At 61.2% G+C, this 14,363-nt stretch carries 18 protein-coding genes; 8 read left to right on the top strand and 10 right to left on the bottom strand.

Going from position 1 to position 14,363, the window contains the following annotated elements:
* Positions 1 to 5: 5 nt before the first annotated feature.
* Together AC5O5R_RS16275 and AC5O5R_RS16280 are read right to left on the bottom strand one after the other, a co-directional pair.
* Positions 6 to 551, bottom strand: coding sequence for a DUF3833 domain-containing protein (locus tag AC5O5R_RS16275; RefSeq protein WP_494514535.1), 546 nt, complete (start codon positions 549 to 551; stop codon positions 6 to 8).
* 2 nt (positions 552 to 553) lie between these two features.
* On the bottom strand, positions 554 to 1,090 hold the full coding sequence (locus AC5O5R_RS16280; RefSeq protein WP_372242417.1) for a chalcone isomerase family protein: 537 nt from the start codon (positions 1,088 to 1,090) through the stop codon (positions 554 to 556).
* 512 nt (positions 1,091 to 1,602) lie between these two features.
* Here AC5O5R_RS16280 and AC5O5R_RS16285 point away from each other — a divergent pair.
* A complete protein-coding gene (locus tag AC5O5R_RS16285) occupies positions 1,603 to 2,295 on the top strand; it encodes a DUF421 domain-containing protein (RefSeq protein WP_494511174.1) in 693 nt (230 codons plus the stop codon).
* An 8-nt stretch (positions 2,296 to 2,303) separates the two neighbouring features.
* On the opposite strand, the gene cynR is transcribed toward AC5O5R_RS16285, so the two are convergent.
* Positions 2,304 to 3,194, bottom strand: a complete 891-nt coding sequence (gene cynR / locus AC5O5R_RS16290) for a transcriptional regulator CynR (RefSeq protein ID WP_172232901.1) — start codon at positions 3,192 to 3,194, stop codon at positions 2,304 to 2,306.
* Between the two features lie 110 nt (positions 3,195 to 3,304).
* Here cynR and AC5O5R_RS16295 point away from each other — a divergent pair, with 110 nt between their 5' ends.
* The 4 genes from AC5O5R_RS16295 to AC5O5R_RS16310 all read left to right on the top strand — a co-directional run bounded on the left by AC5O5R_RS16295 (position 3,305) and on the right by AC5O5R_RS16310 (position 6,088).
* The gene (locus AC5O5R_RS16295; protein WP_172232904.1) at positions 3,305 to 3,964 is read left to right on the top strand and encodes a carbonic anhydrase; all 660 of its coding nucleotides are present in this window, start codon (positions 3,305 to 3,307) and stop codon (positions 3,962 to 3,964) included.
* Positions 3,965 to 3,993: 29 nt separating this feature from the next.
* Positions 3,994 to 4,464, top strand: coding sequence for a cyanase (gene cynS, locus AC5O5R_RS16300; protein ID WP_172285642.1), 471 nt, complete (start codon positions 3,994 to 3,996; stop codon positions 4,462 to 4,464).
* Between the two features lie 111 nt (positions 4,465 to 4,575).
* Entirely contained in the window at positions 4,576 to 4,830 is a 255-nt protein-coding gene (locus AC5O5R_RS16305) for a DUF2790 domain-containing protein (RefSeq protein WP_172231383.1), read from the top strand.
* 34 nt (positions 4,831 to 4,864) lie between these two features.
* Complete coding sequence (locus tag AC5O5R_RS16310; protein WP_172231386.1) at positions 4,865 to 6,088, top strand: amidohydrolase family protein; 1,224 nt, start codon at positions 4,865 to 4,867, stop codon at positions 6,086 to 6,088.
* Positions 6,089 to 6,260: 172 nt separating this feature from the next.
* Here the strand turns inward: AC5O5R_RS16310 and AC5O5R_RS16315 are convergent, their stop codons facing one another.
* Positions 6,261 to 7,811, bottom strand: a complete 1,551-nt coding sequence (locus AC5O5R_RS16315; protein WP_172231395.1) for a sensor histidine kinase — start codon at positions 7,809 to 7,811, stop codon at positions 6,261 to 6,263.
* Positions 7,812 to 7,993: 182 nt separating this feature from the next.
* Between AC5O5R_RS16315 and AC5O5R_RS16320 the strand changes: the two genes are divergently transcribed.
* Complete coding sequence (locus AC5O5R_RS16320) at positions 7,994 to 8,371, top strand: response regulator (protein WP_172231389.1); 378 nt, start codon at positions 7,994 to 7,996, stop codon at positions 8,369 to 8,371.
* Positions 8,372 to 8,378: 7 nt separating this feature from the next.
* On the opposite strand, the gene AC5O5R_RS16325 is transcribed toward AC5O5R_RS16320, so the two are convergent.
* Positions 8,379 to 9,722 (bottom strand): cation:proton antiporter, encoded by a 1,344-nt coding sequence (locus tag AC5O5R_RS16325; protein WP_172285645.1) that lies wholly within the window; start codon positions 9,720 to 9,722, stop codon positions 8,379 to 8,381.
* Positions 9,723 to 9,896: 174 nt separating this feature from the next.
* Positions 9,897 to 10,082 (bottom strand): hypothetical protein, encoded by a 186-nt coding sequence (locus AC5O5R_RS16330; protein WP_172222015.1) that lies wholly within the window; start codon positions 10,080 to 10,082, stop codon positions 9,897 to 9,899.
* A gap of 177 nt (positions 10,083 to 10,259) precedes the next feature.
* Here AC5O5R_RS16330 and AC5O5R_RS16335 point away from each other — a divergent pair, with 177 nt between their 5' ends.
* A complete protein-coding gene (locus AC5O5R_RS16335; RefSeq protein ID WP_172222012.1) occupies positions 10,260 to 10,724 on the top strand; it encodes an Lrp/AsnC family transcriptional regulator in 465 nt (154 codons plus the stop codon).
* A gap of 485 nt (positions 10,725 to 11,209) precedes the next feature.
* Complete coding sequence (locus AC5O5R_RS16340) at positions 11,210 to 11,905, top strand: type 1 glutamine amidotransferase domain-containing protein (RefSeq protein WP_172222009.1); 696 nt, start codon at positions 11,210 to 11,212, stop codon at positions 11,903 to 11,905.
* Positions 11,906 to 11,999: 94 nt separating this feature from the next.
* Here the strand turns inward: AC5O5R_RS16340 and AC5O5R_RS16345 are convergent, their stop codons facing one another.
* The 4 genes from AC5O5R_RS16345 to AC5O5R_RS16360 form a co-directional block, all read right to left on the bottom strand.
* Positions 12,000 to 12,815, bottom strand: coding sequence for a DUF3618 domain-containing protein (locus AC5O5R_RS16345; RefSeq protein ID WP_172222006.1), 816 nt, complete (start codon positions 12,813 to 12,815; stop codon positions 12,000 to 12,002).
* Entirely contained in the window at positions 12,812 to 13,240 is a 429-nt protein-coding gene (locus AC5O5R_RS16350) for a phage holin family protein (protein ID WP_172222003.1), read from the bottom strand. The genes AC5O5R_RS16345 and AC5O5R_RS16350 overlap by 4 nt, the downstream gene beginning before the upstream one ends.
* Positions 13,240 to 13,839, bottom strand: a complete 600-nt coding sequence (locus tag AC5O5R_RS16355; RefSeq protein ID WP_172222000.1) for a hypothetical protein — start codon at positions 13,837 to 13,839, stop codon at positions 13,240 to 13,242. Before AC5O5R_RS16355 ends, AC5O5R_RS16350 begins: the two co-directional genes overlap by 1 nt.
* Before the next feature lie 162 nt (positions 13,840 to 14,001).
* Complete coding sequence (locus AC5O5R_RS16360) at positions 14,002 to 14,253, bottom strand: hypothetical protein (RefSeq protein WP_172221997.1); 252 nt, start codon at positions 14,251 to 14,253, stop codon at positions 14,002 to 14,004.
* Between the last annotated feature and the right edge of the window lie 110 nt (positions 14,254 to 14,363).

Below are 14,363 nucleotides of genomic sequence, written 5' to 3' on the forward strand. Positions count from 1 at the left end.
GGTGCTCAATCGCATGCTGCACCCGCTGGCAGGCGGCGGAAGAACAGCGTTATCTGGCCGACCTCCACGCCCAGCTTGCGCATGCTGGTGCGGTTGATCCGGGTGTCGTCATCCATCAGGTACATCCAGTCGTCCATGTCCACCTGCCAGTGCCGCCCGTCGACCGGGAGGTCCAGCTGGTAGCGCCAGCGCAGCGTGTTGCCCGCCATCTCGCCACGGGCTTCACCGATCACGTCGCCGGCAGTGCCACGCCAGTGCCCGGGCCGCTCCGGTGTCAACGTCCAGACCCGGCGCTGGCGTTCACCGTCGCTGTAGACGAAGCGCTCGTCGAGGATCAGCCGCTCGCCCTCGCGGTGGCTGGCAATGCACACGTGAAAACGCTTTGCCACCTCGCCGGAACGCTTCTGGAACATGCCCCAGGCCTGCACCGGCCGCGAGAAAAAGGCCGCCAGATCAAGCTTTGGTTGCTGGCTGGCGTAGTCCTCGACACTGACGTTGCCGCAGCTGCCCAGCAGCAGGCAGGTCAACAGCAGCACCATCTTGTTCTTCATAGTCAGGCTCCTGGGTCTGCGGCCTGGCCGAGCAGGCGCAGGCGTAGTTGAGGGTCGCGGGCGCGCGGGTCAAGCCAGATAGCGAAAAACGCCTTGCAGAAAACCGGGTCGCGCACCTCCCCCGTGAGCTTTCCATCCACGTAGAAACGGCAACCTGCACGGGGCAGGTACAAGCCGACGATGCGCATGCCGGGGTGCACATCCGGGAACGCCGCTTGCAGTGCCCTGGCCCCGTTGGCAAGTTGCGTTGGCGTCACGCTGCCGTCGTTCAGGCGGCGCATCTCTTTGACGCTGGCCTGTACAAGGTTGTCCCGTGACAATGCGCGGTGGTACAGCAACTCCAGGGCAAATGGCCGCCCCCAGTCCTGCCCATGACCGTCAGTCCACAGCCGCGCGGTGTAAACCCGAAAGCCGAACCAGGTGAAGTCGCCACGGCCCAGCACCTGGGCCGAAGGCAGCGCAGCGCGCCAGTCGCCTGCGAGCAGCGGTGCGGCAGCCAACAGCGCAAACAGGCCGGCCCAGCGGAGCATGCGCGGCATGGGATCCACCCTTCATTGAGAATACTTGTACAAGAATAGACGTTTGTAGAGTTATTCTCGGGCAACTGCACATTATCAAGCAGCGAGGGCGCGCCCGCTCCCACAGGGGTACGCGGAGCGCCCAGCATTAGTTCTCTGCGCGACAGCGCAGCCCAATGGGCTCGGCAATCTCCTACAAGGCTGCTGCGGCCACTGCATAAGCGGGTTTATCCCCTGCCCGCTCAAACCCAGGCAGGGTCTGAAAAGTGTTGGTCGATGGTGGCCAGGCCCAAATCTGACCCTGCGACCTTGGCGCTGCGCCCGTCAGATCAAGCCTTCGGCCTCAAGGGTCTTGTGCACCGCCGGACGGCTGGCGACGCGTTTCTGAAACGCTGCCACCGCTGGCCCCACCAAGACCCGGTTGCACGCAAGCTGCCCGCCGTCGCTGATCCAACAGCGGCGAACAGCTGGAACTCCGCAACGGTGAAAGGGTCGACCTGTACATCCAGGCTGGCAAATGACGGGAACAACCCATGGTCTCCTTCGACTTGCAACGGATGCTGTTGGGCGAACTTCCTCTGACCTTCCTCCTCGAAGTTGCCTGTCGTGTTCTTGCCGCCTTCCTCGCGGTTTTTCTCTTTTTGAAATCCAGCGGCCGTCGGGGCATCAAGCAACTGTCGCGCTTTGAACTCGTGGTCATTCTGACGCTGGGTTCTGCTGCAGGGGATGTAACCTTTTACGAAGATGTGCCGCTGTTGCCGGTGGCGTTGGTGTTCCTCACGCTGCTACTGCTGTATCGGGGCACTGTCTACCTCATGACACGCAGCAAGGCGTGCGAAGCGTGGATCGACGGTTTGCCGATCACGGTGGTCAAGGATGGCATGTACGAAATCCATTCCCTGCGCAACATGAACATCTCGTCGAACGAGTTGTTCATGGAGCTACGCCAGCGAGGCGTCGAGCATCTGGGCCAGGTTCGCCTTGGCCTGCTGGAAACAGATGGCGACCTGAGCCTGTACTTCTACGATGGCCAGGACACCCGAGCGGGGCTGTCAGTGCTTCCGGCCGAGCATCGGCCTGAATACGTCAAACTACCCGCTGCCGGGGTGTATTGCTGCGTAAGCTGTGGCTACCCGGTCTACCTCGATGCAGAGGGTTCTGTCGCGTGTACCCGGTGCGGGCATGACGTGTGGTCTCCGGCGCTGGAAACGCTGCGCGGCCGGTAGCAGGTGCTTCATCTGCTTTGCAGCTGGGCGGCGATATCTGTCGCCAGTTCGATAAAGGCCCGAGCGGCTGATGTCTGGTAGGCCCCCTTGCGCTGCATCAACACCGCAGTACGCTGCAGCCGCTGCGGGCCGAGCTCGAGGGCAAACAGGCCTTCGTGCGCACGTGCGATGGTGGCAGGCAACAACGTCGAGAGCGTCGTCCTGCGGACCACTTCGATGACAGCACCAATCACATTGGCCTCCATGCGCACACGTGGGGTAATGCCGTGCTGGCGGCAGTAGCGGTCGATCTGCTCGCGGGTGGCAAACTCCGCACTGAGCAGGATCAGCGATTCGCCGCTCAGGGCATCGGGGTCGATAGCATGCTGCCCCGCCAGCGGGTGGTTGCCCCCGACCACCAGGGCGAGTGCTTCTACCAGCAGCGGCAGGGTGTCGATGTCCTCCGCGTGCCCGTCATCGAACGCGATGCCCACATCAAGCTCGTCGGCCAGCAGCTGCGCCTGCATCTGTTCCTGGGCGATTTCCCGCAGGTTCAGCGTGATATTCGGATATCGGCTGTAGAACGCCTCGACCACCGGCCCGACCAGGTAGGTGGTGAACGTTGGGGTTATCGCAACCCTGAGTGAACCCCGGCTCAGATCGCCCACGTCATGGATCGCCCGCTTGCCTTCTTCCAGCTCCTGCGAGGCCCGGCGCGCATAGCGCAAATAGACTTCCCCGGCGTCCGTCAGGCGCGTGGTACGCCCCGATCGGTCAAATAGCTGCGCCCCGAGGCTTTCCTCCAGTTGCCGGACCTGCTGCGACAGGGCGGGTTGGGAGACGTGCAGCGCTGCAGCCGCCTTGGTGAAGCTGTGGTGTTGCGCCACCGCGAGGAAGTACTTGATGTGTCGAGCAAGCATGCCACTAACCATAAGATTATCCGATGAGCAGCATCATAATTGAGACTTTTACCTTATGTAAGCAGCGCCGTAACCTCTGCTCCATCGCATCGCGACCCAGAGGAATCACCATGAAAGACATCATCGACGGTTTTCTGAAGTTTCAACGCAACGCCTTTCCGGAACGCGCCAACCTGTTCAAGGGCCTGGCCAACCAGCAAAGCCCACGGGCGCTGTTCATCTCCTGCTCCGACAGCCGGCTGGTGCCGGAACTGGTCACGCAGCGCGAGCCGGGCGACCTGTTCGTCATTCGCAACGCCGGCAACATCGTGCCGCCCTACGGCCCTGAGCCAGGGGGCGTATCAGCCTCGGTCGAGTACGCCGTCGCTGCCCTGCAGGTCTCCGACATCGTGATCTGTGGGCACTCCGATTGCGGCGCCATGACCGCCATTGCCACCTGCAAGTGCCTGGATCACATGCCCGCAGTAGCCGGCTGGTTGCGCTACGCCGACTCGGCTCGGGTAGTGAATGAAGCACGTGAGCACAAGGACCATCACAGCCGTGTCGACGCCATGGTCCGCGAGAACGTGATCGCCCAGCTGGTCAACCTGCGCACCCACCCCTCGGTACGTTTGGCCCTTGAAGAGGGCCGCATCGCCCTGCATGGCTGGGTCTATGACATCGAGAGCGGCCGTATGGATGCGTTCGACATCAACACCGGCAAGTTCGCCCCGCTGGTGGATAACCCCGGTGCACGCGCCGCCCCCTATCAACTGAAGCAATCTGCCTGAACCCGTTTTTTACCCTAGGAGACAACACCATGATCCAGTCGCAAACCAGCCAACATTCGCGCCTTGCCCTGACCGAAGTCATTCTCTTGGCCAAAGCCCGCAAAGACCTGTCGTTCGCCCAGATCACCGAGGGCACCGGCCTCTCCGAAGCGTTCGTCACCGCAGCGCTGCTGGGCCAGCACCCACTGCCCAAGCCTGCCGCCAGCGTGGTGGGCGAAACACTCGGCCTGGATGCGGATGCCGTGGCACTGCTGCAGACCGTGCCGATGCGCGGCAGCATCGAGAACGGCGTGCCGACCGACCCGACCGTTTACCGTTTCTACGAGATGCTGCAAGTGTACGGCACCACGCTGAAGGCGCTGGTCCACGAGAAGTTCGGTGACGGCATCATCAGTGCCATCAACTTCAAGCTGGATATCAAGAAAGTCGAAGATCCGGAAGGCGGATCTCGCGCGGTGATTACCCTGGATGGCAAGTACCTGCCGACCAAGCCGTTCTAACGCCTCAAGTGTCCCGGCGTCTGCATACGGCGCCGGGCCATCAAGCGCCACTGTATCCCTGTCGATGCGAAAAGTGCCTGGCAGGACGAACACGTGAACAGGAATTTGAAAATGAAAGCTTTGTTGTTGGTAGTGCTCAGTAGCCTGTGCGCTGCGGCATCAGGCGCAGAACCGCTGCCCAGCGATGACGTGCAGGTGGAACAGTACAGCTACTCGCAAGCCCTGGATATCGCAAGAGTCATATCGATCAGCCAATTGCCCGAGGTTTGCGAGGTAGTGCCCGCACGCATGACCTACGAAGACTCCAATGGCCGCAGGCATATTCTCGAGTACCGGGCCATGGGCAATGGTTGCTCCAACGGTTGATCGTCAACAGGACTCAAGCTGAGGAGCACATGTAATGGATCTGATCTTTCGCAATGTCCGCATCACCGACGGACAGCCAACCATGGATGTCGCCATAGACAAGGGCAAGATCGCCTGCATTTCCCCAGCCATCACCCTGCCTGCGAAGCAGGAAGTCCAGGGTAACGGAAATGTACTGATGCCGGCCTTCGTCGAAGGGCACCTGCATCTGGAAAAAGCCCATGTCATGCAGCGCAAGGCCAATCGCTCCGGCACCCTGAAGGAAGCGATAGCGGTCACGGCCGAACTCAAGCCCACGCTGACCCAGGAAGATATTTTCGAGCGCTCGACTCAAGTACTGCGGTCACTCGTGCAGGCCGGCACCACCCATGTACGCGCGCACGCCGAATTTGACCCGACGCAAGGCTTTACCGGGTTTGACGTTGTGCTGGAGCTGCGTAAAAAGTTTCGTGAAGTGATTGATATACAGGTCGTGGCCTTTCCCCAGGAAGGGATACTGAAGCTACCGGGCATGCAGCAGATGATGGTCACGGCCATGGAAAAAGGCGCCGATGTCGTCGGCGGCATCCCCTACAACGACAGTTCGCCGCACGAGCACATCGACCATGTGTTCAACCTTGCCAGGCAGTTCGGCAAGGATATTGATTTTCACCAGGATTTTGCCGATTCCGCAGATAACATGAGTATTGAATATCTCGCACGCAAAACCCTCAAGGAAGGCTACCAGGGCCGCGTCTGTGTAGGTCACCTGACCAGCCTGGGCGCCGTGGCACCGGAACGGCGGGCCGACATTATCAGCCTGATCCGCGATGCGGGAATCAGCGTGATGTGCTTGCCGGCCACCGACTTGCACCTCGGCGCCCGGGGCGACAGCCATAACGTGCGCCGCTCGCTTGCGCCGGTGCGTGCGTTGCGTGACGGCGGCGTGAATGTGTGCCTGGCCACGAACAATATACGCAACGCGTTCACCCCGTACGGCACAGGCGACTTGCTGAATATTGCCCAATTGGCGCTACCTGCCTGCCACCTGGGTGGAGCAGATGACCAGGCCACGGTACTCCCCATGCTCACGACCAACCCGGCAAAAGCCCTTGGGCTGAAGAACTATGGGCTGGCACCGGGCAATGACGCAGACCTGATACTCGTGGATACCCGGTCCGTCGCCGATGTCATCCTTGACCTGCCCGCCCGGCTGATGGTGCTCAAGCGGGGGAAAATAGTCGCAAGCTCGACTTGGCACCGTTCGATAGCTTTTTGATGGACGCATAAGAGATCCTGACATCGGAGGCAAGGCCTGTAGCAACCCTACTACCATACAGACGACAACCTCTGAGTGCCCGAGATGCCTGGATAACACGCATTCGGGTGCCCCCGATGGCAAATCGAGCATCGAAACAGGCCGCTTTCAGCGCCAACCGACGGGTATCACCTCAAAGCTTGAAACGCACGTGGATACAGCTTTTGCCTTCATGCCGGTCCACGGTTACCGCTGCACTGCCATACCCCGAATAACTCTTCACCAGGCGCATGCCAAGGCCCGTGCCTGTCGGTTTCGGGTAGGTAGCTGGGAACCCCTCACCTTCGTCCATGACGGTCAGCAGCGCGTGATCGCCCGCGTGCTCTACGAGGACCTCGACGGTGCCCTTGCCATATTTCAACGCATTGGTGATGAGTTCGGAAATCACCAGGCCCAGCGGAGCGATCCTCTCCGGGGGCAGGATAAAGTTGTCTGCTTGCAGCACGATCTTGCGCTCGGCCAGCGCTTTGCCCAGGTCAACCAGCAAGGCATGCAGATAGTCCGAGGCCAGCACCTGCTGTTCTTCGGCATTCTGGTACAGCCGCTCATGAACGCTGGCGATGGTAACCACGCGCCCTGCTGCCGTTTCCAGTTGCAGCCTCACCGCTTCATCGGTAGTCAGGTTGGCTTGCAGCAACAGCAGCGTGTTCACCAGGTGAAGGCTGTTCTTGACCCGATGGTGGATTTCCTCCAGGTAAAGCTCGCTTCTGCTTTGCCGGCTGTTCTGCACCTCGATCAACGACAGCAGTTCAGCCTCGTAACGGTGGCGCTCGGTGATGTCCCGCGACACCGCAATGAGTTTTTCGATCTCGCCATCCGCGCCCACAATCGGCGCCACCGTCACATCCCACCATTTCGGCTCATCTGGTGCAGTCGGACCGTACGCCTCGAACCGTGCGGTATCGCCGGTTGCCACTTTGGCCAGGGCTTCCGACACCAACGGCCTTGACGCCTCAGGCCAGAGATCGGGCCAACGCTGGCCTTGCACGTCTGCCGTTGAGGCCAGGTGCAGGAACGTCAGGCCGGCCTCGTTCATGAACTCGATCTCGCCACTGGCCGAGAGAATCTTCACACAGTCGGGACTTGCGTTGAGTATGGTCTCCGAATAGGGGTCGGGCCGCGGCGCCTCGACGCCAGCCGTTATGCGTTCGACCGCCATGGAGATGACATTGGATATGCCTTCCAGGAATACCAGGTCGCTCTCGACGAAGTCGTCGCCATTGCTGCTGTCCGCCTCAAGTACGCCAAAGGGACTGAGTGCGCCGCGGATCGGAACGTTGATGGCGCGCTCGATCCCGTATTTCTTCAACAGCTCAGGAGTGCGAAAGCGGTCTTCCATGCCCAGATGGTTGGACAGTACCGGCCGGTAAGTGGCCAGTGCATATCCCGCCGGGCTGGCCACGTCCCAGCCGACCGTGGCACGCCCTATGTCGGATTGGTCCCAGCCCACGCCGTGCGACAACACAAATGCTTCGCCGTCCGGCAGCGGCTGCAGCACCTTCGCGAAACGAGTCTTCATGCCTTCGGCCACCACCACGCACGCTTGGGTCAGCAACGCGTCGAGGTCCGCAGCCTTGAGGGACATCACGGCGAAGTCGACCACCAGTTCATGTTGGCGGTGGAGCCGCTCATGCGACCGTTTCAAAGCCGCGCGGATCGTTTCGTCCGGTGGAAGCTGCTGCATAGTCTTTTCGTCCAGATATTCATTGGCACCCGTTGTGCCCTTGACGCGCCAATCAAAGCGCTTCGCTTCTCGCCCAGCAACGATAGCTGTTTTCAAGGCTCACGCGTATACCGCCACTCATCGGGCAGGGGCAACGATGAAATATGCGCGTGCCCTAACGCTTATGAGAAGCGGGTAATCCTATGCGCGGCCACATCCTGATAGTAGAAGACGACGATCTGCTCAGAGACCTCACTGCCGAGAGCCTCACGTCACTGTACGCCCAGCAGGTCACAGTCTGCGCAAATGCAGACGAGGCGTTATGTTTGTTGTCAGAGGGCCTGCATGCCGCACTGGTTTTTACCGATATCCACATGCCTGGCGCGCTGGACGGTCTGGATCTGGCACGGGAGATCTGGACAAGATGGCCGGAAGTGCCCGTGATATTGACCTCGGGCCACACCGTTGTGCCAGTGAATGCGCTCCCGGCAAATGCAGCGTTCCTGCCCAAGCCATGGACCATTGCAGACCTTGCACAGCTGATCAGCAAATTGCTCCCTGATCGAGACCGCTTGGGTTGATCCAGGCCTATTCATCTTTTGGGTTGCTCGACTTGTAACGCGCAAGAATCGGCTGCACCGTCAACCCATGCACAAGGATGCTGAGCGCCACGGCGGACAACACCAGGTTGGTAACCTGGGGCGCCGCTGCGGGTAGCAGCCCATGGTTGATCGCGTAGAACAAGTAGTAGAAGCTGCCTATTCCGCGAATCCCGAACCACCCCAGCAGCCCGCGCTGCGCCAGGCTTGCACCCGTGCGCCATGGCACCAGCATGACGGCTGCCGGGCGAATGATCAAAAACAGCGCCCCGGCGACGATCAACGCCCGCCAGTCCCAGTGCTCCAGCAATACCACGCCTAGCAGGGTAACCAGGAACACTTCCATCGCCCGCTCGACCAGGCTGCCGAAGGCAAGCATGTCCCCCAGCATGATCCCTGCAGCAATTTGCGAATCTTCCAGTGCCTGCACGTCACCCTTGACGGCATGCTCGGGTGCGACGTGCTGATGGCCAACCACGGGCTGAACCAGATGCTCTGCCGGTTCGTTTGGCGTTGCAGACGAATGCACTTCTGCTTGCCGTAGCCCCAGGCCCGCTGCAAAAACCGCCAGGAATCCATACCCGTGGATGATCTCCGACACCACATAGGCCAGGGCAATAAGGGCGAGCGCCAGGTAATCGTTTGGCGAAACCGTACTGTCTTCATGCTGGATTCGCAGGTACAAGGTCAGTTTGCCCAAGCCCCGGCCCATCCAGTATCCGCATGCGATGCCAGCCACGACAGCCCAGGCGACATCCTTGATCAGCCAGCCGCCCAGCCATTGCGCAGGGTCTGTTGCCTGCATCAGTAGCAGGCCGAGGATGACAAACGGGAATGCCACCCCATCGTTGAGCCCCGCTTCCCCCGAAAGGCTGAACCGGACAGGGTCGTAATCCTGGGCATCAGCGACTTGCACAAGTGTCGCAAGTACCGGATCGGTGGGGGCGAGAATGGCGCCGACCAGCACCGACATGCCCCAGCCGAGGTGCAGGCCGAAATGGGCGACCAGGCTGACCCCGACGATACAGATGACCATGACCGGGCCAGCCAGGAAAAACGCTGTCCACCATCTGCGGCTGCGCAATGGCAGGCGCAGTTTGAGCCCGCTTACGAATAGCGAGAACAACACTGCCACTTCCGTCAGGTGCTCCATCCAGCCGCTGGCCTGGGCGATGTCCAGGTGCAGAAGGCTCACGCCGGACGGGCCCAGGCCGATGCCCAGGGCCAGACAGACGACAGACGTCGTGACGGGTATCCAGCGCAGGTACGAAGAAGACAGCGCGAGCAGGAGCAGTACCGCACCGAGCATGGCGAACCATACGATGAACGTCATCTGGGCGACCGTCCTGGGGGGAGTATTTGTATGTTTGTTCGACGCTCTCTGGGGGGTGGCGTTCCGTCGGGAATGGGGGTAACGAGGATTGCATCAGCGCTGACAGGCGCGACAAATGCTGCGGCAAGCCCCTATAAGCCCTGACGCGCCCCCAACGCATCCAGCACCCGCCTCTCACCTCAATTCATAAGGGCTGCCCATCAAAGTAGTACCGCGCTCCCGAAGCCCTTCCATGGCAGTAATCCGGGCAATCTCCACACCCTGACGCACAATCACCACCTCGGTCCCATAAATAACCTGTTCAAGAATGAACTCGAGGCTGGTTTGTGCTTCCGGCATTTCGTACTTGACCTGTTGCATGGCATTTCCTTTTGAAGCCCGGTCGACGCGGCCACGTGCATTGCATAGCTGGCCGTGCCCTGACCTGTCGTGGTTTCGGGAGTGACGTTTATTGTCTATGCCATCTCGCAAAAAGTGCTTTCGAATCGTTCGGGATTGCGCCTAGAATTCAGCAATATTTTTCGAGAAACACCGAATATGCAAAAAAATAACCTGGATGACATGGACCGCAGGATTCTTCAGGTGCTGAGCCGCGATGGCCGTGCCAGCCTGCAGGAAATCGGCAAGCAGGTCGGCCTGTCGTCAAGCCCGTGCTGGCAACGCATAAAACGAATGGAAGAAGCCGGCATCATCCAGGGCTACCAGGCACGTATCGACATGGCCGGGCTCGGCTATGGCGAGGGCTTGATCGTGATGGTGACCCTGGACCAGCACGGTGACGAAGTGCTGCACAAGTTCGAGAAGGCGCTAGCGGAAATACCCGAGGTGATCGAGGCGTACCTGGTGTCGGGTGAATACGATTACTTCCTGCGCCTGGCAGTACGCGATACGCGTGACTACGAGCGCCTGCTGCGAGAGAAGCTCTACAAGATCCCGGGCTTGCGCCATTCGGTATCGTGCTTTGTCCTGCGCCAGCTCAAGGCGGCCAGCGTGCCGGTGTGAAGAAGCAGGCTGCCGAAGAGGACGACTGGCGCCCGCGGCTCAAATCGCCAATATGGCCTGGGACTGGTCAATTGAGGGTATCGATCCCTGGTCAGACCGGGTTGCCAGCCACTGGCGCATACGCTCGGTATCGAAAATCTGCCCCTCTTCCATCATCACCAGGATGAGCGCTTGAGACATTCGGTAACATCCGCACCGGGAACAGCGCCGCTCTTCCCAACCACTGGGGCATTCGACAGTTTCAGCCTGTCCCGCGCAAATCAGACAACTCATGCAGCCCCCTTTATTCTTTTCGGTGGAGGGTGGGTGGGAAGTGACCGGCAGGGTATGCCTGTCGCAGCACATACAGCTATTTCCGTGCCAACTCCTGATTGGTTTTCGCGAGCACGCCGAAATCGGCATGGAACGGTTGCGGCGCGCTGCCCTCCGACAATAATGCAGGGCGCGTCGCGCACTGCCCATTCACATCCAGAGGACAGCCTTGCATGAAAAAGATCCTGATGGTGCTCACGTCTCACGATCAACTGGGTAATACCGGCAAGAAAACCGGCTTCTGGCTGGAAGAATTCGCCGCCCCCTATTACGTGTTCATCGACGCCAACGCCGATGTCACACTCGCGTCCCCCAAAGGCGGCCAGCCGCCACTGGACCCTAAAAGCGATGAAGCCGATGCCCAGACCGATGCTACCCGGCGCTTCGCCAGCGATACCGAAGGGCAGATGGCCCTGGCCGACACCGTACCACTGGGGGAAATAGACCCGTACGACTTCGATGCCGTGTTCTATCCAGGAGGTCATGGGCCATTGTGGGACCTGGCAGAGGACAACGACTCCAAAGCCTTGCTGGAGGCGTTCTATGCCTCCAACAAGCCGATCGCCGCGGTATGCCACGCGCCGGGCGTGTTCAAGCACGTCAAGGCGCCGGACGGCCACCCGGTGGTCAAAGGCAAGCGGGTAACCGGCTTTGCCAACAGTGAAGAAGACGCTGTCGGGCTGACCGACGTGGTGCCCTTCCTGGTGGAAGACATGCTCAAGGACCATGGTGGTGAATATTCCAAGGCCGCAGACTGGGCGAGTCATGTGGTCGAGGATGGCCACCTGATCACCGGCCAGAACCCTGCCTCCTCTGAAGCGGTAGCTCAGGCGCTGCTGAAGCGCTTGTCGCAGGAAACAGGCGCCTGACCCATTTGCCCGGCGTGCCCATGGGCTGATAACAGCCATGTCGGCCGGCCCCTTCGCCGCATGCGAAGAGGCCGGCAGCTCAGTCGCTGTCGAGTCACGGGGTAAAACCCAACCCCGAGGAAAGGTCGCTACCTTCACGCACGCCGCCCGCGCCAACCGCCTGGCTCGGTGGCTTGTCGGTGGCCTGATGAAGCGATTGCTCGACCGACGCCTTCACCTCGCCGCCCTTGGCCTTGAGTGTGTCCGTCAAGCGGTCACTGGTGCTGCCCATGAGCTGGTCTTCCTTTCGGGTGCCGGGTAGGGCCGCGCCCAGCGCCGCTCCCAGGGCAATGCCCAGCGCCGCCAACACCAGCGGCTGCTCTTCAAGCAAGTGTTCGAACTGGCCTTTCAGCGCAGTCGCCTGGTCCCCGACCTTGTGCGCGGAACTGCGCAGTGTATCGGCAGACTCACCCATCGACTCACGGGCGCCATGGCCAAGCTCACTGGCCCGGTCGCGCGCGTCATGCGCCTTCATGCGCACCTTCTGGCCGGCATCGTGCACCGCCTCCCCAGCATGGGCGAAGGCGTCTTTGACCGAGTCGACCGCCTCCCCCAGCTTTTCCCCAAGACCTGGCCCGTGATGGGCCGGCCCTGGGTTGAAAGGCCGGTTCTGATTGAGCCCCAGCCAAGCCAGGCCCAACACCGTGAGGGTCGCCGGGACCGGATTGTTCTTGAGGGTCAGGCCCAGGTTGTGACAGAACTCGCCGCCGTTGCCCTTGGCATAGGCCAGCACCTTGTCGACCAGCTGGCCGGGGCTCAAGCGCTGCTCCAGCGCGTCAACCAGGTCACTGATGTGCTCGCGCTTGGCGTTGATTTCCTGTTCGAGCAGGTCAGGGTCCTTGTGCGCTTCGTGTTCGAAGGAGGTGGTCATGGCAGTTTCCTCTTCAGCGTTTCCTTGTCCTGTTGCATGGCGTGCAAGGCACGATCAGGAGCAAGGTGGGTGGGCTGGAACTGTTTCTTGCCCGCCTGCAGCATGATGAAACCGATCACCACCGTGACGGCCCCCACGATCAGGGCAGCCAGCCAGGGCTGCAACACCAGCGCCAGGGCATACACGGCGGCCAGCAGCAGGATGACAAAACCCGCCAGCACCACGATCGCGCCAGCCGCCACTGCCGCTGTACCGGCTTTCAGCGCGTTCAGGTTTTGCTGCAGTTCGGCCTTGGCCAGGGCCAGTTCCTTGGTGAAAAGGTCGGGCACCTCACGCATCAACTGGCGCACCAAGCCACCCACACCCACTGGGTCTTCTTCCGGTGTATGCAGCCCTGGGGTGGTATGAAAGGGATCTTTGTTCATCATTCGCCTCCTTTGAGCGGGTCACGCTCGAACGGGCTGCCGCTGACGGGCGTGCCGGCACCCGGCCCTATCGGGTCGACGGGGGTAAAGGGCTCGCGAGTAGATACATCGCTCGCCCGATCCGGCGTGGGTGGCAGAGGATGCCGAGACTCGCTGGTGGCACCCGCAGCCGCTACGCCGGCGCCCTGGGCGTGGTCGGCACTGGCGCGCAAGAAGCGCGAGACGGCAAAGCCGATCGCCACGCTTGTGGCCAGGAACACCGCCGGGTTATCCCGCGCCAGCCTGACCCCACGCTGAAGCAGGCTTTCGGCGCTCTCATGGCGAACTTGCTCGGCAAAACTGCCCATGCAGTCTGCCGCCTGGGCCAGGTACTGCGAAAGGCCGAGACTGTCGTGGCCTTCCAGCGCTTGCGCGGCCGAGCGGGCGCCTTCCTTCAGCGAATCAAGCTGGTCGGCGGCATTGTCGCGGTAGTGCTCGTATTGCTCGCTGCCCTTTTGCCGGGCTTCGCCAAGCAGTGCGCCGGCTTCATCGGTGATGGCGTGCAGGTGGTCCTGAGTGCTGTCGGGGGGAGAGGTAGAGCTTTGATCGGTGTTTTCCATGGTTGCGTCCTCAAAGCAGCTGACGGGCGAATGCAGAGGCATTCATTCGGGGGACGCGGCCCAGTCGACGGTAGTTCACTCCCGTGGATCTATGACAGTTGCCCGGCGCGCCAATCACCCCGTAACCGCATAGCCTTCGCGCAACCAGTTGTTGCACAGCCTTCAGCGGCGAGGGTAATCAGCGCCAGCGATGGCCTTGAGGTACCAGCGGTCAGCCAGCCGACGCAGGTCACGCCATTCGCGCCAGTCCACAAGGCCCAGGCGGTCCATCTCGTCAGCCTGGCGCAACAGCTCTTCGTGGTAGGTGCTGGGGCAGGCACAGCGCAGGGCACGGTCATCAAGCGTGCAGAACCAACGGTTGATGGCCTCGAGCCTGTGCTGTTCGGGGGTGAGCTGTTCAGTGAACGCATTCATGCCAGGCTGCCTGTGCTCGTTTTTCAAATCGAGCGAAACGCCTGGCGAATGGTTCACTCCGCCCGCCCGAGCGGCGCAGTGCTCCCACGCAAGCCAGCGTGGCGCCTGGC

This window comes from Pseudomonas sp. 8_5_2 (assembly GCF_059295255.1).

Coding starts and splice junctions, on each gene's coding strand:
- AC5O5R_RS16275 (WP_494514535.1), bottom strand. CDS start 551: ATGAAGAACAAGATGGTGCTGCTGTTGACCTGCCTGCTGCTGGGCAGC.
- AC5O5R_RS16280 (WP_372242417.1), bottom strand. CDS start 1,090: ATGCCGCGCATGCTCCGCTGGGCCGGCCTGTTTGCGCTGTTGGCTGCC.
- AC5O5R_RS16285 (WP_494511174.1), top strand. CDS start 1,603: ATGGTCTCCTTCGACTTGCAACGGATGCTGTTGGGCGAACTTCCTCTG.
- cynR (WP_172232901.1), bottom strand. CDS start 3,194: ATGCTTGCTCGACACATCAAGTACTTCCTCGCGGTGGCGCAACACCAC.
- AC5O5R_RS16295 (WP_172232904.1), top strand. CDS start 3,305: ATGAAAGACATCATCGACGGTTTTCTGAAGTTTCAACGCAACGCCTTT.
- cynS (WP_172285642.1), top strand. CDS start 3,994: ATGATCCAGTCGCAAACCAGCCAACATTCGCGCCTTGCCCTGACCGAA.
- AC5O5R_RS16305 (WP_172231383.1), top strand. CDS start 4,576: ATGAAAGCTTTGTTGTTGGTAGTGCTCAGTAGCCTGTGCGCTGCGGCA.
- AC5O5R_RS16310 (WP_172231386.1), top strand. CDS start 4,865: ATGGATCTGATCTTTCGCAATGTCCGCATCACCGACGGACAGCCAACC.
- AC5O5R_RS16315 (WP_172231395.1), bottom strand. CDS start 7,811: ATGCAGCAGCTTCCACCGGACGAAACGATCCGCGCGGCTTTGAAACGG.
- AC5O5R_RS16320 (WP_172231389.1), top strand. CDS start 7,994: ATGCGCGGCCACATCCTGATAGTAGAAGACGACGATCTGCTCAGAGAC.
- AC5O5R_RS16325 (WP_172285645.1), bottom strand. CDS start 9,722: ATGACGTTCATCGTATGGTTCGCCATGCTCGGTGCGGTACTGCTCCTG.
- AC5O5R_RS16330 (WP_172222015.1), bottom strand. CDS start 10,082: ATGCAACAGGTCAAGTACGAAATGCCGGAAGCACAAACCAGCCTCGAG.
- AC5O5R_RS16335 (WP_172222012.1), top strand. CDS start 10,260: ATGCAAAAAAATAACCTGGATGACATGGACCGCAGGATTCTTCAGGTG.
- AC5O5R_RS16340 (WP_172222009.1), top strand. CDS start 11,210: ATGAAAAAGATCCTGATGGTGCTCACGTCTCACGATCAACTGGGTAAT.
- AC5O5R_RS16345 (WP_172222006.1), bottom strand. CDS start 12,815: ATGACCACCTCCTTCGAACACGAAGCGCACAAGGACCCTGACCTGCTC.
- AC5O5R_RS16350 (WP_172222003.1), bottom strand. CDS start 13,240: ATGAACAAAGATCCCTTTCATACCACCCCAGGGCTGCATACACCGGAA.
- AC5O5R_RS16355 (WP_172222000.1), bottom strand. CDS start 13,839: ATGGAAAACACCGATCAAAGCTCTACCTCTCCCCCCGACAGCACTCAG.
- AC5O5R_RS16360 (WP_172221997.1), bottom strand. CDS start 14,253: ATGAATGCGTTCACTGAACAGCTCACCCCCGAACAGCACAGGCTCGAG.